18 protein-coding genes are annotated in these 21,839 nt (G+C 53.6%); 14 read left to right on the top strand and 4 right to left on the bottom strand.

Going from position 1 to position 21,839, the window contains the following annotated elements; all coding sequences use genetic code 11:
• Positions 1–692, top strand: a 692-nt coding sequence (locus tag ACT3RQ_RS01885) for a linear amide C-N hydrolase (RefSeq protein WP_444679865.1), incomplete at its 5' end; no start/stop codon positions are given.
• Between the two features lie 44 nt (positions 693–736).
• Here ACT3RQ_RS01885 and ACT3RQ_RS01880 read toward each other — a convergent pair.
• Together ACT3RQ_RS01880 and ACT3RQ_RS01875 are read right to left on the bottom strand one after the other, a co-directional pair.
• On the bottom strand, positions 737–3,814 hold the full coding sequence (locus ACT3RQ_RS01880) for an efflux RND transporter permease subunit (RefSeq protein ID WP_444679864.1): 3,078 nt from the start codon (positions 3,812–3,814) through the stop codon (positions 737–739).
• A complete protein-coding gene (locus ACT3RQ_RS01875; protein WP_444679863.1) occupies positions 3,814–4,896 on the bottom strand; it encodes an efflux RND transporter periplasmic adaptor subunit in 1,083 nt (360 codons plus the stop codon). Before ACT3RQ_RS01875 ends, ACT3RQ_RS01880 begins: the two co-directional genes overlap by 1 nt.
• Before the next feature lie 222 nt (positions 4,897–5,118).
• On the opposite strand from ACT3RQ_RS01875, the gene ACT3RQ_RS01870 reads away from it, so the two are divergent.
• Both ACT3RQ_RS01870 and ACT3RQ_RS01865 read left to right on the top strand, forming a co-directional pair.
• Positions 5,119–6,093, top strand: coding sequence for a malate dehydrogenase (locus ACT3RQ_RS01870; RefSeq protein WP_444679862.1), 975 nt, complete (start codon positions 5,119–5,121; stop codon positions 6,091–6,093).
• A gap of 153 nt (positions 6,094–6,246) precedes the next feature.
• Positions 6,247–6,600, top strand: coding sequence for a hypothetical protein (locus ACT3RQ_RS01865; RefSeq protein ID WP_444679861.1), 354 nt, complete (start codon positions 6,247–6,249; stop codon positions 6,598–6,600).
• 829 nt (positions 6,601–7,429) lie between these two features.
• Here the strand turns inward: ACT3RQ_RS01865 and ACT3RQ_RS01860 are convergent.
• A complete protein-coding gene (locus tag ACT3RQ_RS01860) occupies positions 7,430–8,086 on the bottom strand; it encodes an HAD family hydrolase (RefSeq protein ID WP_444679860.1) in 657 nt (218 codons plus the stop codon).
• A 199-nt stretch (positions 8,087–8,285) separates the two neighbouring features.
• On the opposite strand from ACT3RQ_RS01860, the gene ACT3RQ_RS01855 reads away from it, so the two are divergent.
• Positions 8,286–8,780: an RNA pyrophosphohydrolase gene (locus ACT3RQ_RS01855; RefSeq protein ID WP_172116181.1), complete on the top strand. Its 495-nt coding sequence runs from the start codon at positions 8,286–8,288 to the stop codon at positions 8,778–8,780.
• A gap of 83 nt (positions 8,781–8,863) precedes the next feature.
• On the top strand, positions 8,864–11,125 hold the full coding sequence (gene ptsP, locus ACT3RQ_RS01850; protein ID WP_193053751.1) for a phosphoenolpyruvate--protein phosphotransferase: 2,262 nt from the start codon (positions 8,864–8,866) through the stop codon (positions 11,123–11,125).
• Between the two features lie 10 nt (positions 11,126–11,135).
• Here ptsP and ACT3RQ_RS01845 read toward each other — a convergent pair whose 3' ends face one another.
• On the bottom strand, positions 11,136–11,897 hold the full coding sequence (locus ACT3RQ_RS01845; RefSeq protein ID WP_444679859.1) for an NRDE family protein: 762 nt from the start codon (positions 11,895–11,897) through the stop codon (positions 11,136–11,138).
• 140 nt (positions 11,898–12,037) lie between these two features.
• Here ACT3RQ_RS01845 and ACT3RQ_RS01840 point away from each other — a divergent pair, with 140 nt between their 5' ends.
• The 9 genes from ACT3RQ_RS01840 to ACT3RQ_RS01800 all read left to right on the top strand — a co-directional run bounded on the left by ACT3RQ_RS01840 (position 12,038) and on the right by ACT3RQ_RS01800 (position 21,839).
• Complete coding sequence (locus tag ACT3RQ_RS01840; RefSeq protein ID WP_444679858.1) at positions 12,038–13,213, top strand: response regulator; 1,176 nt, start codon at positions 12,038–12,040, stop codon at positions 13,211–13,213.
• Positions 13,210–14,007 (top strand): sulfite exporter TauE/SafE family protein, encoded by a 798-nt coding sequence (locus ACT3RQ_RS01835; RefSeq protein WP_444679857.1) that lies wholly within the window; start codon positions 13,210–13,212, stop codon positions 14,005–14,007. Before ACT3RQ_RS01840 ends, ACT3RQ_RS01835 begins: the two co-directional genes overlap by 4 nt.
• 230 nt (positions 14,008–14,237) lie before the next feature.
• A complete protein-coding gene (gene lgt, locus ACT3RQ_RS01830) occupies positions 14,238–15,026 on the top strand; it encodes a prolipoprotein diacylglyceryl transferase (protein ID WP_192527995.1) in 789 nt (262 codons plus the stop codon).
• A gap of 864 nt (positions 15,027–15,890) precedes the next feature.
• Positions 15,891–16,718 (top strand): thymidylate synthase, encoded by an 828-nt coding sequence (locus ACT3RQ_RS01825; RefSeq protein ID WP_444679869.1) that lies wholly within the window; start codon positions 15,891–15,893, stop codon positions 16,716–16,718.
• The gene (locus ACT3RQ_RS01820) at positions 16,715–17,254 is read left to right on the top strand and encodes a dihydrofolate reductase (protein ID WP_444638650.1); all 540 of its coding nucleotides are present in this window, start codon (positions 16,715–16,717) and stop codon (positions 17,252–17,254) included. Before ACT3RQ_RS01825 ends, ACT3RQ_RS01820 begins: the two co-directional genes overlap by 4 nt.
• Before the next feature lie 20 nt (positions 17,255–17,274).
• The gene (locus ACT3RQ_RS01815) at positions 17,275–18,051 is read left to right on the top strand and encodes a ProQ/FINO family protein (protein WP_444638652.1); all 777 of its coding nucleotides are present in this window, start codon (positions 17,275–17,277) and stop codon (positions 18,049–18,051) included.
• A 264-nt stretch (positions 18,052–18,315) separates the two neighbouring features.
• Positions 18,316–19,449, top strand: coding sequence for a porin (locus tag ACT3RQ_RS01810; protein WP_444638653.1), 1,134 nt, complete (start codon positions 18,316–18,318; stop codon positions 19,447–19,449).
• Between the two features lie 375 nt (positions 19,450–19,824).
• Positions 19,825–21,144 carry an oligosaccharide flippase family protein gene (locus ACT3RQ_RS01805; RefSeq protein WP_444638655.1) on the top strand — a complete coding sequence of 440 codons (1,320 nt, stop codon included), beginning with the start codon at positions 19,825–19,827 and terminating at the stop codon, positions 21,142–21,144.
• 20 nt (positions 21,145–21,164) lie between these two features.
• The gene (locus ACT3RQ_RS01800; RefSeq protein WP_444679856.1) at positions 21,165–21,839 is read left to right on the top strand and encodes a WecB/TagA/CpsF family glycosyltransferase; all 675 of its coding nucleotides are present in this window, start codon (positions 21,165–21,167) and stop codon (positions 21,837–21,839) included.

Here is a 21,839-nt window from a genome sequence, read left to right as displayed (position 1 = left end):
AAGAGCAACCTGTTATGGTGACGTCGCTACTGCCGATGGGCGTGCTGGATACGCCGTTTCACTACACGTTGCACGATGCCACGGGTAAATCCATCGTGATTGAGTTTGCTAATCACGAACAGAATGTTATCGACAACCCGCTAGGGGTTATGACCAACGGGCCAGAATTTTCCTGGCACATGACCAACCTGAATAACTACACGTTTTTAAGTAACATTGACCAGTCAAAGCTGGAACTGAGTGGGGTAAAACTTGCTCAACCTGACTCAGGAATTGCGACGGCCGGGCTGCCTGCGTCGAATACGTCAGTTGGGCGCTTTGTGCGCGCTATTTACTACTCCCAGTTTGCTGAAAAAGCAGAAAATGCAGACAGCGCCATCACGACGCTTGCCCATGTCATGAATAACTTTGACCGGCCACGCGGTATTACCATCGACAACCGATTCCGCGACTCGATTGAAAATATTGCCGCCCCCGGGGTTAACAATGACCGTGTCTACACCTCGGAGTACACCTCCTGGACGTCACTGATTGACCTTCAGCAGCGGACGCTTCACCTGCGCTCTTACGATAGCCTTAACTACATTCATTTCGATCTGGATGAGCTAACGGATATTGATGAGATCCGTCATGTTGAACTCAAGGACGTGGTTCATGGCCCGCAAGATGCCACGCTGGCCTTGAGTCAATAAGAGAAAGGGGGCCGCTCAAACGGCCCCCTGTGTTCGTCTGGCTGCTACGGCTTGTGGCGGTGTAGTTTGCCACCCAGCACCAGCATACAGGGCGTCAGCAGAAGAGTGAGGGCGGTCGCGAAGGTAAGCCCGCCCGCAATAGCGCTCGACATCTGTGTCCACCACTGCGCTGAAGGGGCGTTGAACCCAAGTGATGGTGCGAACAGGTTGACGTTCATGCCCAGTACCATCGGCATCAAACCCAGTACCGTGGTGATTGCCGTTAACAGCACCGGGCGAAGCCGCAAACAGCCTGCTTCCAATGCGGCCTCGGCCGGTGCCATCCCTTCAAGACGTAGCTCATTATAGGTATCGATTAATACGATATTGTTATTCACCACGATACCGGCCAGCGCAATAACCCCCATACCAACCATCACAATGCCAAAGGCCTGACCCGTGATCAGCAGCCCTATCAATATTCCGGCTGTCGAGAAGACGATGGCCGAAAGCACTAGAATCGCTTGGTAGAAGCTGTTGAATTGGGTCACCAGAATCAGCGACATCAGCCCAATAGCGACAAAGAATGCACTGATCAAGAACTGCATCGCCTCCAGTTGGTCCTCCTGTTCACCGGCCACATTCACCATCAAATCATCGGGCAGCTTGTCTTGCGCTTCCTGAAACAGTGCCCTTAAACGTTCATCTGCCAGGTACCCCGGCGCCAAATCAGCTTCGACGGTAATGGCTCGGCGCCCATTAATACGATTAAGCGTGCCTACTTTGGGTGCCGGAGTAATCTCCACGAAGTGAGAAATAGGCACCTGCCCGCGGGGTGTGTTTATCGTCATGCGGCCGAGTTGGTCGAGTGAGCGCCAACCTTCCGGTAACCGAATTCGAATATCGACCTCATCACTAACGTCAGGCGGCCGGTAGCTGGCCACCTGTAAGCCGTTGGTAAGCAGTTGCACCGCACTGCCAATGGTCGTGATATCAGTGCCCATGCGCGCGGCCGCTTCCCGGTCAACATTGATCCGCCACTCCACGCCAGGCAGGCTACGGTTATCCTGAATGGCCACGAAGCCCCCTAGCTCATGCATGATGGCTTGTAACTGGTCCACCCCCGCATCGGCAACGGCTGGGTTCATGGCGCTGACTTCCAGAACGATAGGCTTTCCGCCTCCTGGCCCCATCTCCTGCTCCTGAAACTCCAGGCGAATACCGGGAATGTCGCTGGCGCGTTCGGCCATATCGGCCAAAATTTCTCGGGAAGGGCGGCGTTCATACCAATCAATAAACTGAAACTGGAGTACGCCGATAACATCGTTCCCCAGTTGCTCGTTGGGAACGGCAAACGAACGCGCATAGAGCGCCTGTACTTCGCTCATCCCTGATAGCCGTGCCTCCACGCGCTGAACAATGGCATCCGCCTCCTGAGCAGAGAAGTCGCCACGGGCGCGTACCAACACCTGGGCACTGTCCGGCTCAACGTTGGGGAAGAAGTCGACCCCGTGATTGAGGCGCCCGTAGGCTGTGTAAATTAATGCCAGCAGCAGCACGGCAATGATAAGTACCCAGCCAGGGCGAGCCAGCAGGCGGGAAAGTAAGCGCCGGTAGGCGCGGCCCAGCCGAGTACTTTGGTCGGGGCGAGTTCCGCCCTGCGCTGGCTCGGTGGCCGTGCGGGTAAACAGTCGCCCAAGCGTGGGTAAGAAAATCAGCGCCATGGCCAGCGACGCCAGTAAACAGAGAATAACGGTTGCCGGCAGATACTTCATAAACTGACCGACCATGCCGGGCCAAAACAGCAGGGGGATAAACACCGCGAGTGTCGTGGCGGTAGAGGCGATCACCGGCCAGCTCATGCGTGAGGCGGCATTCAGCCATGCCTGATGGGGCGATTGCCCCTCGCGCAGATGACGATCTGCCAGCTCGCTCACCACAATCGCCCCATCTACCAGCATGCCCGCGACCAGAATCAAGGCGAAGAGCACCACAATGTTGAGCGTGAAACCAAATGCCCAGACCAGCAGAATACCGGTTAAAAAGGCGCCAGGAATAGTCAGGCCCACCAGAAGCGCCATGCGCAAACCCATCACGGCGACCACCACGATGAGCACCAGTACTACGGCGGTCAGTACGTTATTGAGAAGCTCTGAGAGCATATCCTCAACCGTGACCGATTGGTCGAGAATGGTGGTGATATTTAACTGCTCGGGCAACAAATCACTTGCCTGGTCGAGTGTTTCGCGCACCGCAGCAATGGTGGCAATAATGTTGGCACCAGCGCGTTTGGATATTTCCAGTACTACGGCGGGCTGGTCATCAATACGCGCAAAGCCTGCGGGGTCTTTAAAGGTGGGGTGAATCCAGGCGACGTCGCCAAAGGTAACAACGCGGTCCTCATCCACCTTCACCGGCATGTTCATAACATCTTCAAGCGACTCGATAACGCCGGGCACCTTCAACGCCATACGCCCTGCGCCAGTATCCAGGCTGCCCGCCGCTACCAGCCGGTTGTTATTGGAGACGATGTTAAACAGCTCGTTAAAATCGATGCCGTAACTCTCCAGCACCAGTGGGTCGACCACGATCTCCAGCAAGTCCTCCTGTTCACCACCAATATCCACTTCCAGCACATCAGCGATGCCTTCAATCTCCTCCTTTAAGCGGCGCGCCACGGTAATCCGTTCTCGGGTATCCAACTGCCCGGAAAGGCCAATACTAAGTACCGGAAATTCCGACACATTGACTTCCATAACCCGCGGTTCATCCGCTTCGGAAGGTAAGTCGCTGCGGGCGATATCAACGCGGTCACGAACGTCGGAAAGCGCCTTGTCAGGGTCAAAGCCTGGGTCAAACTCCAATGAAATAGAGGCGTGGCCTTCGTTGGATTGGGCGGTGAACTTACGCAGTCCTGCAATGCCGCGCAGTTCCTGCTCCATAGGACGAATCAGCAGACGCTCACCATCCTCCGGGCTCACGCCCTCCAGCGTTAGCGAAACGTAAATCAGCGGAATCGTAACGTCGGGGTTGGCTTCCTTGGGAATGACCTGCCAGGCAACCACGCCTGCCAGCAGCAGGCTAACCAGCAGAAACAGCGTGGTGCGCGTATGGTGAAGCGCGGCATCAATCAACTGGCGCATTAGCGGGCCTCGGATGCAGCGTCAACAGAAACAGGCTCGACAACCTCGCCTGGATTCACAAGGCCAGCGCCCAGCGTGATTAAGCGCACCTGATCGGGCAGCCCACTGACATAGGCACTTTCAATCGTCGCGCTAACCAGCTCCACCGGCGTCTCAATCACTTCGTTATCGGCATTGATATGCTTGATAGTCAGCTGGTTTTCATGGCCAAGAGACAGCAGAGCAGGTGAGAGGCTGTGTACAGAGCGGGGCGGCAGGGTAATCGTAAGCTCCGCGCTACCGCCGGACATGGGCAGCTGCAAAGGGTTATCCAGCGTTGCTTCGACATAGAACGTACGCGTCGCTTCATTGGCCCGGCGGCTAATAAAGCTCAGCTCGCCCTCAAGATGAGCGCCATTGAGCAAGCGAGCCGTAACGGGCAGGCCAACGGCCAGGTCACCCACTTGTTGCTGAGACACCCAAGCGGTGCCGGTTAAACGGCTATCATCTACCAGTCGCCCCCACTCTTCGCCGGGTTGAACGAGATCACCCAATTCAACCTCAATACGGTCCAGCGTGCCGCTAAATGGGGCTTGAGGGCGTGAGTCGGCAAGTTGTTTTTCAAGCTGAGCGACTTGCGCTGCACTCGCGCTTAAAGACGCTTGTAAACGTAGCAGTTCGGGCTGGGAAATAAGCTGACGATCACGCAAATTCTGGGCGCCGGAGTATTCAGCTTGGGCGAGCGAAAGTTCATCGCGGGCTTGCTGTAAGCGTTCTGGCAGGGCGTCGTTATCCAGCACCAGTAGCGTATCCCCGGCCTCAACAGGGCTCCCTTGGGCAATAGGTTTTTCAACGACAAACCCACCGACGTTGGCGCGCAGGGTGACCTCACGCTCGGCGGTTAGCTGGCCTTGAACCATTTGCTGAGGGATGTAGGGCACGCTGTCGAGTGTCATCACTTCAACGCGCGGACCGCTTACGGAGCTACTTTGTGCCTCGGGAGGCGCGGATTGAAAGCGCTGGAAATCGCCCAGCACTAACCAAATGACCAGACCCAATACCAGTAAACTGGCCAGCATATAAGAAGAGGGAAGTTTGCGCATAAAGGGGGATCTATCCCTGGCAACTGTGTGCAACGACACACGAACAATAAAAAAGGTGCAGCGATACAATAGCGCAACCAACGGCTTGCAGCGAGTGATTGGCAGGCCCGATGAAGGCAAAGTCACCGTATGGATGATTGAGTTTTTGCATGACTGCGCATAACATCTTGGCATCTTGAGTTCTGTCGACCCATTTGAAGGCGAACCAACCAAGGAGCAATGATGAAAGATCCAGTACGTATTGCGATTACCGGCGGTGCCGGCCAGATCAGTTACTCTCTTATTTTCCGCATCGCCGCTGGCGATATGCTGGGGCCGGATCAGCCTGTCATTCTTCAGCTGCTCGAAATTCCGCAAGCAATGGACGCGCTGAACGGCGTAGTTATGGAAGTCAACGACTGCGCCTTCCCGCTGGTACAAGACATTGTTGCCACTGACGATGCCAACATTGCATTTAAAGATGCTGACTTCGCCCTGTTAGTCGGTGCGCGCCCGCGTGGCCCGGGTATGGAGCGTAAAGATCTGCTGGAAGCCAACGCCGCGATCTTCTCTGTACAAGGTAAAGCGCTGAACGATCACGCTAGCCGTGACGTTAAAGTGCTGGTGGTGGGTAACCCGGCCAACACCAACGCGTTGATTGCTTCGTGCAACGCGCCGGACCTGGACAAAGGTCAGTTCACTGCCATGACGCGTCTGGACCATAACCGCGCCCTGACGCAGCTGGCCCAGAAAACTGGTAAGCACGTGACCGACGTTGAAAACATGATCATCTGGGGCAACCACAGCGCAACCCAGTACCCCGATATCGCTCAGTGCAAGGTTGACGGTAAAGCGGCGTTTGATCTGGTTGAACGTGACTGGTACGAAAACGACTTTATCCCGACGGTACAGCAGCGCGGCGCGGCGATCATCAAAGCACGTGGCGCGTCTTCTGCCGCCTCCGCTGCCTCTTCAGCCATCGACCACATGCACGACTGGGCGCTGGGCTCCAAAGGTATCGTCAGCATGGCAATTCCGTCTGACGGCAGCTACGGCATCGCCGAAGGTATCATCTACTCCTACCCGGTGCGTTGCCAGGGCGGCAAGTATGAAATCGTTCAAGGCTTTGAGCTTGACGAATTCAGCCAAGAGAAGATGAAAGCAACCGAGAAAGAACTGCGTGAAGAGCGCGCAGCCGTTGAGCACCTGCTCGGCTAAACGCTCGGCTGGCGCTGCTAGCTAATGCAAACCTCGTAAGCACTGCTTGCGGGGTTTTTTTATTGCTGTTATTTAGCCAGGGCGGCTTGGCGCCGCCATTCGCGGGTGCCTTGCCGTTCGTTCCTCACGGCGCGTTACCACGCGCTACGATGAGTGCAGCCATCTGAGGGGATTCTTGTAGCGCGTGGTAAGCGCAGCGCACCCGCGGGAGCAGCGCGCAGCGTTGCCGGGGTTGATTCTGTGCCTCTAGGCGTCGTACCGCCGCCATTCGTGGGTGCCTTGCCATTCGTTCCTCACGGCGCGTTACCACGCGCTACGATGTGTGTAGTCATCTGGGGGATCCTTGTAGCGCGTGGTAAGCGCAGCGCACCCGCGGGAGCAGCGCGCAGCGGTGCCGGGGTTAATGCGGTGGCGCATCCGGGCGTCGTACCGCCGCCATTCGTGGGTGCCTTGCCGCTCGTTCCTCACGGCGCGTTACCACGCGCTACGATGAGTGCAGCCATCTGAGGGGATTCTTGTAGCGCGTGGTAAGCGAAGCGCACCCGCAGCGGCGGCCCGGCGCGGGAGCAGCGCGCAGCGGTGCCGGGGTTGAAATGCGGTGGCACAGCCGGGGCGTCGTACCGCCGCCATTCGCGGGTGCCTTGCCATTCGTTCCTCACGGCGCGTTACCGCGCGCTACGATATGTGCAGCCATCTGAGGGGATTCTTGTAGCGCGTGGTAAGCGCAGCGCACCCGCGGGAGCAGCGCGCAGCGGTGCCGGGGTTAATGTGGTGACACATCCGGGGCGGCTTGGCGCCGCCATTCGCGGGTGCCTTGCCGTTCGTTCCTCACGGCGCGTTACCGCGCGCTACGATGAGTGTAACCATCTGGGGGATTCTTGTAGCGCGTGGTAAGCGCAGCGCACCCGCGAAAGCAGCGCGCAGCGGTGCCGGGGTTGAAATGCGGTGGCACAGCCGGGGCGTCGTACCGCCGCCATTCGCGGGTGCCTTGCCATTCGTTCCTCACGGCGCGTTACCACGCGCTACGATGTGTGCAACCATCTGAGGGGATTCTTGTAGCGCGTAGTAAGCGCAGCGCACCCGCGAAAGCAGCGCGCAGCGGTGCCGCATCCGGGCGTCGTACCGCCGCCATTCGCGGGTGCCTTGCCATTCGTTCCTCACGGCGCGTTACCGCGCGCTACGATGTGTGCAGCCATCTGAGGGGATTCTCGTAGCGCGTGGTAAGCGCAGCGCACCCGCGGGAGCAGCGCGCAGCGGTGCCGGGGTTGATTCTGTGCCTCAAGGCGCCATCCGTGGGAGCCGTGCGTAGCCACCTGACGGTGATTCTCTTAAAGCGCTAATCACGAAGGCTCATGATTCGCCATTGGCGCTGTTCGGCTATCTGGCGGAGGGTGTCGTCCGGGTCAACGGCTACCGGGTGATCAACCTCTTCAAGCAGTGGCAGGTCATTATGTGAGTCGCTGTAGAACCAGGCGCCGTCCAGCGTAAAGTCCTTGTCTTCTAACCATTCATGCAAACGGGTAATTTTGCCTTCCCGATAACTGGGGGTGCCGGAGACGAGCCCGGTATAGCGACCATTCTCCATTTCCGGGTTAACCGCGATCAAATAATCAACGCCCAAGCGCTCAGCAATGGGAGCGGTAATAAAATGGTTGGTCGCGGTCACAATAAGCAGTGTGTCGCCCCGGGTGCGGTGCCGCGCCAATAACTCTTCGGCCTTGGAAAGAATATGCGGTTCTATCTTGCTGGCCATAAATTGCTGATGCCAAGCCGCTAACTGTTCAGGTGTGTTGTCCGCTAACGGCTTAAGTGCCACTTCCAGAAACGCCGCCATATCCAGCGTGCCCGCCTTGTAATCGGCCATAAAACGCTCGTTGGCTTCGCGATAGGCGACGGGGTCTACGGCGCCTTGCTCGAGCAAAAACTCACCCCATGCATGATCGCTGTCGATGGATATCAGCGTATTATCCAGATCGAAAATAGCCAGGCTCACGGCGCTCCCCTTATGGTCGATTATCGTTTGAAAGTTATAGGTATGAACGGCAAAACAAAGGGGCGGATTATCGCAGAGTCCTTGGTTCTTTCCCACCCGAGCCGCGCACGCGTTCACGACTTGGCGTTATATTGTATTGATACGCTTGTCACCCTTGTGGAAAAATGGGGATAACTGAAAATTTAATAAGGTGATGTCCGTGATCGACGCTGACGGCTTTCGCCCCAATGTTGGCATTATCATTGCTAACAGCCAGGGGCAGCTGCTTTGGGCGCGTCGTGTAGGACAGAATGCGTGGCAGTTTCCCCAGGGAGGCATTAACGCAAGCGAAACACCGCAACAGGCTCTTTTTCGTGAGCTTTTTGAGGAAATCGGCCTAACCGCCGATGATGTTGATATTATCGCCTGTACCCGGGGATGGCTGCGCTACCGTCTACCACGACGCATGATTCGTACCCATTCACGGCCAGTGTGTATTGGCCAAAAACAGAAATGGTATTTGCTGAGAATTCGCTGTCAGGAAAATCGAATTTGTATGACGGCAACGCCCAAACCTGAATTCGATGGTTGGCGGTGGGTGAGCTATTGGTACCCACTCGGGCAAGTGGTACCGTTCAAACGAGAGGTGTATCGGCGCGCGCTAAGAGAGCTTTCTCCCCGCGTTCAGCGCCTGGCACAAGATGATGAAAAATAACGTGCTCCACGGCTCTGGATGAGCGGTGAAAGTCTGTCGAAAAGATCCTCAGCGAGGCAAACAATGTGAAAAGTAAAACGTCCATGCTTGAGGTATTGCGTCGTGTTATTCAGGAAGTAAACGGTGCACGCAACCTGGACGCCGCGCTGTCGACGATGGTGCGTCGTATCCGCAAGGCCATGCAGACCGATGTGTGCTCATTCTACCTTTATGATAAAGAGCTTGAGTCGCTCGTTTTAATGGAAACGATTGGTCTGCGTACTCAAGCGGTAGGACGCGTTGTGCTGCCGTTAGGGGAGGGGCTGGTGGGCCAAGTGGCCAAGCGCAGCGAGCCATTGAACCTGGAAGATGCACGGCTTCACCCTCATTTTCGCTATTTTGAATCGACCGGTGAAGAACGCTATTCCAGTTTTCTAGGCGTGCCGATTATTCACCAGCGCCATATGCTGGGTGTGCTGGTTGTTCAGCAGGCTGAAAAACGCCGCTATGATGATCAAGATGAAGCCTTCCTGGTCACCATGGCCGCTCAGTTGGCAGGCGTGCTGGCTCATGCGCTGGCAACGGGTAACCTTGCGCGGCCTGCCTTGCCGGGCGGGCAGACCATGTTTAAAGGGGTCGCAGCGTCACCCGGTGTTGCCATGGGCGAGGTGGTCGTTATTACGCCACCGGCTGACCTTAATAGTGTGCCAGACCTAATCCCCAATAATGAAGCGTATGAAATTGCGCGTTTAAAAGAGGCGATCGGTAAAACTCGCGATGAAATTCGTGCAGCAGCCGAGCGTCTAGTCAACCGAATCTCCTCCCAGGAGCTGGCGCTTTTTGATGTTTACCAGCAGATGTTGGGTGAAGCAGCCCTTTCTGAAGAGGTTGAAAAGCGTATTCGTGAAGGGCAGTGGGCGCCGGGTGCGCTTGCCGATGTAGTGCGACGCCACGTTCAATATCTGGAGCGGGTAGATGACGATTATCTCCGCGAGCGCGCTGCGGATATTCGTGATTTAGGCCGCCGGGTATTGGCCCATTTGCAAGAGGGAGCGCCCTCAACGCCTGAAACCTACCCCGATAACGCCATTTTAGTGGGCGATGAAATTAGTGTCGCCATGTTGGGCGAAGTGCCGCGAGAGAAGCTCAAGGGGTTGGTTTCTGTGCGAGGTTCAGGTACATCGCACGTTGCCATTGTCGCCCGTGCTATGGGGATCCCCACGGTACTGGGCATGATGGATTTACCCTTGCCACGCTTAAGTGGCGCACCGGTTGTGTTGGATGGACACCGTGGGCGGCTGTTTGTTCGTCCATCGGCTGAGCTGACGTCGCGTTATGAAAGCTTAATTGCGGATGAACAAGCGTTAAGCGAGCTTCTGGAGCATGAGCAGGACCTGCCTAGTACCACCCCAGATGGCCATGAAATGCCGCTGATGGTCAATACGGGGCTGGCGGTAGACGCCACCACACTGCTCAAAAGCCGTATTGCGGGGGTTGGGCTTTATCGTACGGAAGTGCCGTTTATGATTACGGAGCGCTTCCCCGGCGAACAAGAGCAGATGCGCATGTATCGCGAGCAGTTAGAAGGGTTTGCGCCCTTGCCCGTGGTGATGCGGACGCTGGATATTGGGGGCGATAAAGACCTGCCTTATTTCCCCATTGAAGAAGCCAATCCTTTTCTAGGCTGGCGCGGGATGCGGGTAACGCTGGATCATCCAGAAGTGCTCATGGTGCAGCTGCGTGCCATGCTGAAGGCTTCTCATGGTTTAAACAACCTCTCTGTGCTTTTCCCGATGATTACCAATGTCGAGGAAGTGGATGAGGCGCTGCGACTATTGGATCGCGCGATTATTGAGCTGGGGGAAGAGGACATCATCATAAAGCGTCCCAAGGTGGGCGTGATGATTGAGGTGCCAGCGACTATTTATCAAATGGATGCGCTGGCAAAGCGGGTCGACTTTTTCTCTGTGGGCAGTAACGATCTCACCCAGTATTTGCTGGCGGTTGACCGTAACAATGCACGGGTTTCCAGCCTTTATGATGCAATGCATCCGGCACTGTTAGGCGCCCTGCAGGAGCTTTCCCAGGATGCCAAGCGGCTTAATAAACCCATTTCGTTATGCGGCGAACTGGCCGGTGACCCCGCTGGGGCGCTGTTATTAATGGCCATGGGGTTTAACGCGCTTTCAATGAACGCCCCCAGTTTACCCAAAGTGCGTGCGGCCATTCGGCGCGTGACACTTCAGGATGCCAAAGCACTGCTGGCTGAGATCATGGATCTGGACACGCCTTTCCAGGTACACGAGCATCTCAATAAGCGCATGGACGAGTGGCAGCTTTCGCACCTGTTGCCTCCACGCGATTAACGCTGTTGCCTCACGATATGGCCAGGGTCGTTTCGCCTTTGAAACGACCCATGGGCCCAAAGCGTTGCTCGGTGATGTCTATATGGCCTTGGTGATCAAGCGTTAACCAGCTCGTGGCGCGCGTGCCGTAAGTCTCGCCCAGAATAAACGCGGCAGAAAGCCTTTGCTCTAGCGCAAGCTCAACCCCTGTCTTGGGTAGCTGGGCGTCCGGCGCTTGTTGAGTATTATGCAGCGCCTGGCCCAAAGAGGAGCGCCAGTTATCCAACGAGCTTTGCGCGAGTGCTTCTCGCACGCTTTGCACTTTTGGCCAGGGAGTGTTCAATTCCGCATTGGAAAGGCCATGCACGCCGGGCGGCACATCGCTGAGCGTAATGCCGTGCTGGCCATGATGGAGATACCAAAGCCGGTCTGTGGAGGCGACTAACAAATTAAACCCTGCGTAGCGGTGAGCTTTATGGTGAGCAAGGTCGGTTAGCCACTGCTCAATATCGCTGCACTGGAGCGCATTGGCGACAAGTTCGCCCCGGCTGGGCGCACCGGGAGGTGTCATCATCGCAAGGTCGCGTACATTGGTAAGCGCCGCGACTCTACCGCCTCGTGTGGCAGCAAGCCATGAGCCGCCTGCTTCAAGGTCACGCCCGCCTAAAAGGGCGGGGGCGTCATCCCAATAGCCTAAAGGCGCCGTTGGTCGGACATGAAGTTCATCACGATTACCTGCCAAGCGTAAGGGCAGCGCTGTGCCAGGTTGCCAGGCGAATGCCATCAAGCACATAGTGAGTCCTCAGCATTGGTCATTATCGACATGCTCAGCATGACAGCTTAAGGGCATCGTCGTACACTTGTGCGAGTAACATAACACTCATCACCTCATCGGGGTGGATTGTCTCTAGCCAATCAGGAAGGCGCGAACGCATGCAACGCAATCGCGAAGAGCATTTCTGGAACGCCATCGTTTGGCCTATTCTCTGGCCAATGTTGCTTGCTCAGGCAGCGTTAATCGTGCTGTGCATGCTGGTTGGGCTCGCCGTTTGGTGGATGTCGCCTACACAGGCGCCATGGAGTACCACCCTGTGGGTGGCGCTTGCACTGCTATTGGGCAGTTCCATGAATGTATCCGCCTTTCTGATGCTGGTTAAAGTACGTACAAAACAGAAAGAGGCCTATTTTATACAGGAACTGGACGAACTTGAACGGCATAGTGAGTCGCTGCGGTTTAGTGTCTTGCAAATGTTGCCTGACAAAAAGCACACCGTACCTGAACTCAACAGGGCACCTGTTCGACCGCTGAGACGCCTGGCCCAAATCAATGAAATGTTTTCAGGGCTTGGGCGCTATATTGAAAGCGTTCAGCGATCACGCCACCCCACCGAGCAAGTAAAAGAAGATCAGGCACTGTTGGATGATATTCATCATCAACAGCAGCAGCTCAAGCGGCTTGTTGCCGGGCGTGACCGGGCTCGAGAAGAGTCACGTTTAAAATCAGGTTATTTAACACTGCTTCAGCGTGAAACTGATGACTTGGATGAGCAGTTAGGACGCATCCTGGAAAGTGACGAGTGTTCGCAGTGTCGTCGTCAGGTTGTGGGTATTCGTGAGCACTTGGCTGATGTGCGCACGTTGCTGACCAATCTGGTTTATCAACGTGTTAATGAGAACGACGTGACACCTGCCAATACCGTACCAAACCACGTTTTACGCGTTCTTGTGGTTGATGATGGTCCGGTTAACCTGATGCTTGCACGGCAAATGCTGGAAGTTCACGAGTTAGATGTCGAGGGCGTAAGCAGTGGCGAGCAAGCGCTTGAGCGCCAACAATCTAGCTCGTTTGATTTAGTCTTTATGGATATTTTTATGCCTACTCTTGATGGCTTGGAAACCTCCCGGCGCTGGCGGGCTTATGAACAGGCAAGCGGAAAGCGCCCTAGCATCCTGATTGCGCTAACGGCCAATGCGGACAATGCAGGCTTTGCCGAGTGCAAAAATGCAGGCATGAATGACTTGCTCACCAAGCCTTATCAACCTGAAAAATTACTGGGAATGATTTCCAAATGGCTGCCCGATAGCCCACACAAGGCACCTGGCCAATGAGTGTGATGTCTATCTTGTTGGGTTACTTAGCCTTGGGCGCGGCGGCAGGTACGATGGCGGGGCTTTTTGGTGTCGGTGGTGGGCTTATTATCGTTCCGGTACTGGTTTTTGCATTTGGCCTACAAAACATACCGCCAGAGATCACCATGCATCTAGCCGTAGGCACGTCGTTGGCCACTATTGTCATCACTGGTGCCTCCTCTGCGCTGGGGCATTTTCGTCAAGGAAGTGTTTATCGCCCCTGGTTTTTAGCGCTGCTCCCGGGGTTGATGGTGGGCGCCATTGGCGGCGTGTTTATTGCGGGGAGTCTCTCGGGTGGCGTATTGGGCACGCTCTTTGGCATCTTTGTTCTACTGTTAGCAACCAAGATGGTTTTTGGTCTATCGCCCAAGCCTGGCTCTCTTGCCCCAGGCAAATTTGCGATGGTCGTGGCCGGCGGTATAGTAGGCGCTATATCCGCTTTATTTGGCATCGGCGGCGGCGCAATGACGGTACCATGGTTGTCTCGGTGTGGGGCTACCATGACACAAGCCGTAGGTACCTCTGCTGCATGCGGGCTGCCTATCGCATTAGTGGGCGCCATTACCTTTATGGTAATGGGGTGGGGGCATCCGCTGTTGCCTAACTGGGCCACCGGGTTTGTGATGTGGCCTGCTTTTTTCGGCATTGTCGTCACCAGCGTACCGTTTGCGCGTGTTGGCGTTCGCCTGGCCCATGTGCTACCTGCTCATGTACTAAGGTTGTGCTTTGCGCTGCTGTTGGCTGTGGTCGGTCTACGCTTCGTTTTGGCTTAATTAGGGTTTGTACGAAAAGTCGCTGAGCGAAGGCCAGGCAAGGCAAAAATCAGCGAAAAAACGGACCGAGCTCGCGTACGAGTTTACATGTGTAAATGAGTATTTTGATCGGACTCGCGCACGAGCTGATTTTTAACGCCGCATGGCCGAGCGCAAGCAGTTTTCGTGCAAAGCCTAGTGTAGTAATGGTCTAAGTGACTTTCTTCCTCCTCCGTAATTAGAGTATTTCAATGATGAATTACCCGGCAATTGACCCTGTGGTGTTCTCCCTTGGGCCGCTTCAAGTGCATTGGTACGGCCTTATGTATGTCGTGGGGTTTATCGCCGCGTGGTGGTTGGGCTGTCGGCGAGCTTCTCGGATAGGGCTTACTAAAGACGATATTGGTGACCTGATATTCTACTGTGCGATAGGTGTGGTCGCTGGTGGACGGCTGGGGTATGCACTTTTTTACGGCTTAGGACAGTGGTCGGCTGACCCGCTATGGATCTTCCGCGTGTGGGACGGCGGCATGAGCTTTCATGGCGGGTTGCTCGGTGTGCTGCTGGCAGCCTGGTGGTTTGCACGCCGCAAGCAGCTTGCCTTTTTTACCCTGACGGATTTTATTGCCCCGCTGGTACCCATTGGCTTGGGCGCTGGTCGAGTAGGCAACTTTATTAACCATGAGCTTCCCGGGCGAGTCACATCGTTGCCGTGGGGAATGCCGTTCCCCGGGATGGGGCCAGAGCCACGCCACCCCTCAGCACTTTACGAAGCCCTGCTTGAGGGGTTGGTGCTGTTTGTGATTTTGTGGTGGGTATCTGCCAAACCCCGCGCGCGAGGCTTCATTTCAGGGCTGTTTTTAATCGGTTACGGCGCATTCCGCTTCCTGGTTGAATTTGTCCGCATGCCCGACGCGCATATTGGCTACTTGGCATTCGGATGGGTCACCATGGGAATGTTGCTGACGGTGCCCATGATCGCACTAGGATTAGTCCTTATGGCATGGTCCCGCTCGCAACCGGTGGATGCCAAGGTTTAAACGTTAGTAGTGAAGTAAGTGCCAAAGCAACAGCGCGTTACACCTAAATAATCAAAGCGTTAGGTCAATTTGTAGCGCGTGGTAAGCGCAGCGCACCCGCGAGAGCACCGCGCAGCGGTGCCAAGTGCAGAAAGGTGTCAAGGCGAACGAGGTGCCAACGGGCGTCGTTCCGCCGCCTCCCACGGGTGCCTTGCCGTTCGTCCCTCACGACGCGTTACCACGCGCTACAGTTGCATAATCAAAACGTTAGCTAATTTGTAGCGCGTGGTAAGCGCAGCGCACCCGCAGCGGCGGCCCGGCGCGAGAGCACCGCGCAGCGGTGCCAAGATGCAGCGAGGTGCCAACGGTCGTCGTTCCGCCGCCTCCCGCGGGTGCCTTGCCGTTCGTTCCTCACGACGCGTTACCACGCGCTACAGTTGCATAATCAAAGCGTTAGCTAATTTGTAGCGCGTGGTAAGCGCAGCGCACCCGCGGGAGCACCGCGCAGCGGTGCCAAGATGCAGAGAGGTGCCAGGGCGAATGAGGTGCCCAACGGGCGTCGTTCCGCCGCCTCCCGCGGGTGCCTTGCCGTTCGTTCCTCACGACGCGTTACCACGCGCTACATTTAAATAATTAAAGCGTTAGGTGAAATTGTAGCGCGTGGTAAGCGCAGCGCACCCGCAGCGGCGGCCCGGCGCGGAAGCACCGCGCAGCGGTGCCAAAATGCAGAAAGGTGCCCATGGGCGTTGTTCCTTACGCCTTGCGAATGCTTCATCGGCCATTAATCCCTCGCGCTAGACCCTCGCAGCCAAGCGGCCTAGAATACGCCTCTATATAGCCTGCAATTTTGGAAACTCTGTGACTGTTACCACGCCTACATCAAATATGACGATGAATGCCGGTGCCCAACCTGCGCTTGAACAGCCGTATTTGGATCTAATGCGCACTGTGTTGGAGCATGGCGTAGACCGCAACGACCGTACCGGGGTGGGTACACGCTCGGTGTTTGGTCATCAAATGCGGTTTGATTTATCACGCGGCTTTCCACTGATAACGACGAAAAAGCTGCATTTGCGCTCTATTATCCATGAGCTCTTGTGGTTTCTGAAAGGCGATACCAATATTGCCTATTTACAGCAAAACGGTGTACGCATTTGGGACGAATGGGCGGATGAGCACGGCAATCTTGGCCCTGTTTATGGCTATCAATGGCGCAGCTGGCCCGACCCTAAAGGAGGCAGCGTCGACCAAATTGCCAACGTGTTGAAGCAAATTCGTACCACACCACAGTCGCGTCGGTTGATAGTCTCCGCCTGGAATCCTGCTCAGGTGGATGAAATGAAACTGCCGCCTTGCCACTGTCTGTTTCAGTTCTATGTAGCAAACGGTCGCCTTTCCTGCCAACTTTACCAGCGCAGTGCCGATATTTTTCTTGGCGTACCGTTCAATATTGCAAGCTACGCGCTACTGCTGGCGATGGTGGCGCAGGTAACGGGGCTTGAGCCGGGAGAGTTTATTCATACGCTGGGGGATGCACATCTCTATAGCAACCATTTTGAGCAAGCGGAAGAGCAGCTCACGCGTGAGCCGAAAGTACCGCCACGGTTGGTGCTGAATCCTGAGGTGAAGGATTTATTTGCATTTACCTTTGATGATATCCACATCGAAGCGTATGACGCCCACCCCCATATAAAAGCCAAGGTAGCGGTATGAGCCTTACCAGCAATGAATTTGAACCTTTAGTCCCTGTTGCCATGATTGTAGCAATGTCCAAAAACCGTGTTATTGGTGTGGATGGTAAGCTGCCTTGGCATCTTCCGGAAGATCTTAAATTCTTCAAACGTATGACTCAGGCAAAACCGCTGGTAATGGGGCGCAAAACGTATTCCTCCATTGGCAAGCCGCTGCCGAATCGGCTTAATATAGTCGTAACACATAATAAAGAGTTCGCACCCGACGGTGTTCGAGTCTGCCACGACTTGCCCGCCGCTTTGGCACTGGCAGACCAGCAGGCAACGATTGATGCGGCTGAAGAAATTATGGTGATGGGGGGAGGAGAGATCTACCGCCAAGCGCTACCATTCGCACAGCGGCTTTACATCACAGAAGTGGATGTTGAAGTGGAAGGTGATGCTGCGTTCCCCGAATTGGCTGCCGACGAGTGGCGGGAAGTACAGCGTGTGGCTGGGACACCTTCTGAAGGCAAGCCAGCGTACGATTTTGTAGTTTATGAGCGCACTGCTGACTAAAAAAGGTCAAAGGAGAAGGTATGGCCGCCAGTGTAATGCAGTTATTAGACAGCCTGGAGTCGCGCCTTGAGCAGGCTCAAAGGGAGTTGCAAGCCCAGCGGCGGGAGAACGCGCAGTTAAAAGAGCAGCTCGCAGCGCAAGCAGTTACGCTGCAACAAACGCTCGACGAGCCCAGTGCGCCGAGTCAACAAGCAAGCACGGATGGCGTGCATGAAGGCACAGAACAGGTGGCGCTGGCTCAGCCTGCGGTTGAACCAAATCCCGAAGCCGATGCCGCTGAAGCCTTGGCTACTCATGAAACGCAGCCTCCGTCGCCTCATGCCCTTCTAAAAGAGTGGTATCAGCGTTACCCGAATACCTTTTTCAAAGGCCACACGAAGCCCTTAAAAGTCGGCATTCATCAAGACCTGGCAGCACGTGAGCCTTGGTCAGGAAAGCTGATTCGCCGCGCCTTGGCTAATTACGTGAATTTACCGCGTTATTTAAAATCGGTACGGGAAGGTGGGGAGCGTATTGACCTGGATGGCCAGTTGGCCGGAAAGGTAGATAAAGAGGCAGCTTTGCACGCTGCGGAGAAACGTAAGGCGAAACAAAAAGGATTAGAGACAACAGAGCGTGTACAGCGCACGCCACAAAAAAAGCCTTTAGAAAAAAAGAGCGCCCACCTATCAGCACCGGCGATAGCGACGCAAACCCTCCAGGCCAAGGGTGAAGAGGCGGATAAGGTTAGACAAGAGAAGCCGTTGAGCATGGAAGATAAATTAAAAGACCTGCAGCAAAGGTTCAAAGCGCGCTGAGACCTGATTACGCTGGTGGGGTTCCTTGAAATTGCTTATTTCATAAAAAAACACTGTTTTTTTTATTGCGTTAAGTGAAATCCCGGTATAGAGTTTGACGTGCGAGCATTGGACTATAACAAGGTTTGTTTGAGGACGTGCCACATACCACTGGGAAAAACCAGAGGATGAGAAAACGAGCACGGCCCGCAAGCCAACTGCTGAAGGCCCATATAAGCCCGGCAGCTACGATCGAAACAGTAAGCTAGTTAAGGAACCTATATCATGAAAAAGACACTTTTAGCGACTGCTATCATCGGTGCCCTGAGCGCCACGGCTGCCGCTCAAGCAGCTACCGTATATGACCAGGACGGCACCAAGCTGGACATCTATGGCCGTATCGGTCTGGGTATTGAAGGCGGCGGCTCTCAGTACAGCGATAAAACCTATGAAGATGCAGATGGTAATACCCAAGCACAGCGCATCAACCGCAGCGGCGATTTTGTAAACGTTGGTTCGCGTCTTGGTCTGCGCATGAGCCAGGCGATCACTAGCGACATGACTGCATTTGGTCGTCTTGAGTGGCGCTTCAAAGCCAACAGCAAGGAAGACGCTGGTACCGGTTTTGACGAACTTCGCCAGAGCTACCTGGGTATTCAGAGCCAGCAGTACGGTACCTTCCAAGCGGGTAACTTCGACAGCTTCTACCTGCAGTTCGTTTCCAGCCCGTTCGATGTTTACATCAATAATGGCCTTCAATTCGCTGGTCATGCTAAGCAGTCGCGTGGCGACTCCATTGGTTACTACACGCCTGACCTAGAAGGTTTCACTGCCTTCTTGCAGCTGAAAAACTACAGCGAGCGTGGTTATGTTGAGGATCCAAACGCTCCCCTATTTGACGGTCAAGAGCGGACTTCTGAGAAGGGCAACGTTATTGCTCCTCAGGGTGGTGTTCGTTATGAGAACGGTCCTGTTACGGTAGGTCTGGGTTTTGTTGAAGACGTACGTCGCGGCGGTGGTAACGGTAAAATGATGTATGGCCTGATCGGTCAATACCAGTTCACCGACCAGTTCTCTGCGCGTCTGGGCTATGAAAATCGCCAAAACAATAATGGCGACAGCTACAAAGACAGCATGGGCCCGAAAGACGAAAATGGCTACAACACGGTTGGTCTAGGTGCTACCTATACCACTGGTCCTTGGGCATTCACGGGTGATTTCTACAACATCAACCGCGACGGTCAGGACAGCAGCAAAGCATGGTCTCTGGGTGGTTACTACAAAGTTTCCAGCGCTATGGACGTGTTCGTGGAAGTTAACGATAACGATGCCAAAGCTGGCAACGACAGCACACGTCAGCAGTTTGATAACCTGACTGATGATGCATACTGGCTGACAGGCGTTCGTTACTTCTTCTAAGCCTGGTTTAACAACCTTGCTTTAAGAGTAATCTGCCTAGCAGACCTAATAGAACCGGCCTCTTGTGAGGCCGGTTTTTTTGTAGCTAACAATCAATTTCGTAGGGAGATATTAGCTCTTTAGGGTCGTTTATACGCTCGGCTTTGTACGAAGCAGCCTAAGCTTGAAGGCAGTTGTTGAGTGAGGGTTTTGAGGCAGAGGTTTTCTATCGCGTGCATAGGGGTAAGAAAGAGTTTATTATTCCTACTTATTATTAGCGACAGGAAGTGCCGGGTGCTGTGTATAGCCTAAAAGGCCGTGATATGACGCCCGCAAGAATATTATATAGAGAAGGTATGGTTTAATGCCTGCTAATAAATTCATTAAAGAGTGTATATGAGCTTAGTTAAAAATCAGTTATTAACAACATTTGCCGCCAGAGGGGTTGCTGCAGGCGGCACTTTTTTGCTCTCTTATGTTCTTGCTACACAGGTGAGCGTTCAAGATTTTGGCGCTTTCATGATATGTTTTTCTATTATGATTGGTTTGCAGGTGTTTGCCAGTATAGGGACGGATAGGGCAACACTGAAATTTATGGGTGTGGCACTTTCAAATAAAAGCAGGGATGAAGTGTACTGGGTTTATAAGCAAGCCTTTATTATAAATTTGGTATTTAGTGTGCTATTGGCTGCTTTGCTGTGGTTTTTGGCACCCGCTGTATCCGAGTGGTTCTTCTCTGATCACGGTTTAGGGGTGGCAAGCTTGAGGGTAACGGCAGCTATTGCGCCCTTGTATACCATTATTTATCTATGTAATTTCATTTTAAAAGGGTGGGGTAAGGCCAATATTTCTTGTTTATTTGAAATAGGCTGTATTTCGATTTTGCTTAGTCTCGTGATTATAGCGTGTTCAATATTGCTAGGTGTTTCATTAAATGTTATTCATTTGGTATTAATGCTGGCGGTTGTGTTGGCTATATACTTGGTAGTGGCGCTTGGGTTGGTAGTAGGTGTTTATAAGAAAAGTAGCCTTGTCTTTACAGATACACTAACATTTTCTAAGAGTTTTTATAGTAGTCTGCCTGACTTTTTGTTAGTGGGTATTATATTTTTCTATACTCAGTGGGGATTAGGCATTGTGCTTGGTCTGTTCGAGACCGAAAGTGAAGTGGCGATATTTAGTCTTGGCTTAAGAATGGCAATGGTCATCGGGTTTATTCTAACGGTGTACGATAGTATTTTAGGGCCACGGTTTTCAGGTTTGCATCATGAAAATAATATACAAGCTCTAAGTCTCTTGGCACAAAAAAGTGCTATGCAGATGTTTTGTTTTTCACTTATTCCTTCTATCTTTTTTTTAGTGTGGCCCGAGTGGGTGCTGTCTTTCTTTGGAGAAGAGTATAAGTCTGGAGGTAATGTGCTGCGCATTTTAGTCGTGGCTCAGTTAATTAACGTAATGACAGGCTCTGTTGTTTTGTTTTTGTTAATGACAGATCATCAAAAAATAGCAAGAAATATTCTCATTTATTCGGTGCTGATAGCAGGTCTCGCTTCTGTTGTTTTAATACCGCGATTTGGCGCAGAAGGCGCCGCATACTCACTGCTTTTATGTTTAGTTATTCAGAACTTCATGTCTGTATATATTGTGTTTAAGGAGTTTGGTTTTCTAATTGTGGATTGGCGAGGTATATTGGCGTCTAACAGGCAGCAACGTTAATTTTAGATAGGAAAGCTTTGATGATAAAGTTAGAAGAGGAATTCATCTTTCAGTTAGGCGAAGATTATAGTTTTATTAACCCATATTCGCTTGGCGTGGTATGTCAGTCACTGATCTATCAAGAGTGCCAGAGGATAAACTTTCTGGCCGATGGTATTGCTATTGTTGCCTATGTCCGATTGTTTAAAAAAAGGGTCATTAAGCGTACCAGTTTTGATGATACCTCCTTGGCACCGGTTGTCTTTCACCACGCCTGTCAAAACGATCTATCTATCGCCCTAATCGGAGGAACGCAAGAAAATATTCAACAAGCTAAAGATTTGCTTGAGAGCAAGTATCCAGGGATAAGAATACTGCTTGCCGAGCCAGGCTATTTTGATAATGAGGATACCTATCAAAATTGTATGGATAAGGCGGTGTCTGCTGATATTCTGATTGTTGGTATGGGAGCAGGAAAACAGGAAAAAGTATTGTTGAGTGCACGTGCAAAGGGGTGGCAGGGTACGGGCTTTACATGTGGTGGGTATTTGGACCAGCTAGTGCAAGCGCGGGGCGATGATTACTATCCTGAGTTCATAAATAAATTTCATCTGCGTTGGCTCTATCGCCTATTGAAAGAGCCGCGTCGCCTGTCTAAGCGCTACTTTAGCGACTATCCTTATTTTTTGATCAAGTTCGGCAATAAAATTGAGTAA

The organism is Halomonas sp. AOP43-D1-4, from assembly GCF_052446175.1.
Lineage (GTDB): Bacteria > Pseudomonadota > Gammaproteobacteria > Pseudomonadales > Halomonadaceae > Vreelandella > Vreelandella citrativorans.
This window is presented reverse-complemented; position numbering and strand designations above follow the sequence as displayed.

Bases quoted from the DNA above. Each gene is read 5' to 3' on its own strand.
- ACT3RQ_RS01870 (WP_444679862.1), top strand. From the start codon at position 5,119: ATGAAAGATCCAGTACGTATTGCGATTACCGGCGGTGCCGGCCAGATC.
- ACT3RQ_RS01810 (WP_444638653.1), top strand. From the start codon at position 18,316: ATGAAAAAGACACTTTTAGCGACTGCTATCATCGGTGCCCTGAGCGCC.
- ptsP (WP_193053751.1), top strand. From the start codon at position 8,864: ATGCTTGAGGTATTGCGTCGTGTTATTCAGGAAGTAAACGGTGCACGC.
- lgt (WP_192527995.1), top strand. From the start codon at position 14,238: ATGATGAATTACCCGGCAATTGACCCTGTGGTGTTCTCCCTTGGGCCG.
- ACT3RQ_RS01800 (WP_444679856.1), top strand. From the start codon at position 21,165: ATGATAAAGTTAGAAGAGGAATTCATCTTTCAGTTAGGCGAAGATTAT.
- ACT3RQ_RS01820 (WP_444638650.1), top strand. From the start codon at position 16,715: ATGAGCCTTACCAGCAATGAATTTGAACCTTTAGTCCCTGTTGCCATG.
- ACT3RQ_RS01880 (WP_444679864.1), bottom strand. From the start codon at position 3,814: ATGCGCCAGTTGATTGATGCCGCGCTTCACCATACGCGCACCACGCTG.
- ACT3RQ_RS01815 (WP_444638652.1), top strand. From the start codon at position 17,275: ATGGCCGCCAGTGTAATGCAGTTATTAGACAGCCTGGAGTCGCGCCTT.
- ACT3RQ_RS01835 (WP_444679857.1), top strand. From the start codon at position 13,210: ATGAGTGTGATGTCTATCTTGTTGGGTTACTTAGCCTTGGGCGCGGCG.
- ACT3RQ_RS01805 (WP_444638655.1), top strand. From the start codon at position 19,825: ATGAGCTTAGTTAAAAATCAGTTATTAACAACATTTGCCGCCAGAGGG.
- ACT3RQ_RS01875 (WP_444679863.1), bottom strand. From the start codon at position 4,896: ATGCGCAAACTTCCCTCTTCTTATATGCTGGCCAGTTTACTGGTATTG.
- ACT3RQ_RS01825 (WP_444679869.1), top strand. From the start codon at position 15,891: ATGACGATGAATGCCGGTGCCCAACCTGCGCTTGAACAGCCGTATTTG.
- ACT3RQ_RS01840 (WP_444679858.1), top strand. From the start codon at position 12,038: ATGCAACGCAATCGCGAAGAGCATTTCTGGAACGCCATCGTTTGGCCT.
- ACT3RQ_RS01845 (WP_444679859.1), bottom strand. From the start codon at position 11,897: ATGTGCTTGATGGCATTCGCCTGGCAACCTGGCACAGCGCTGCCCTTA.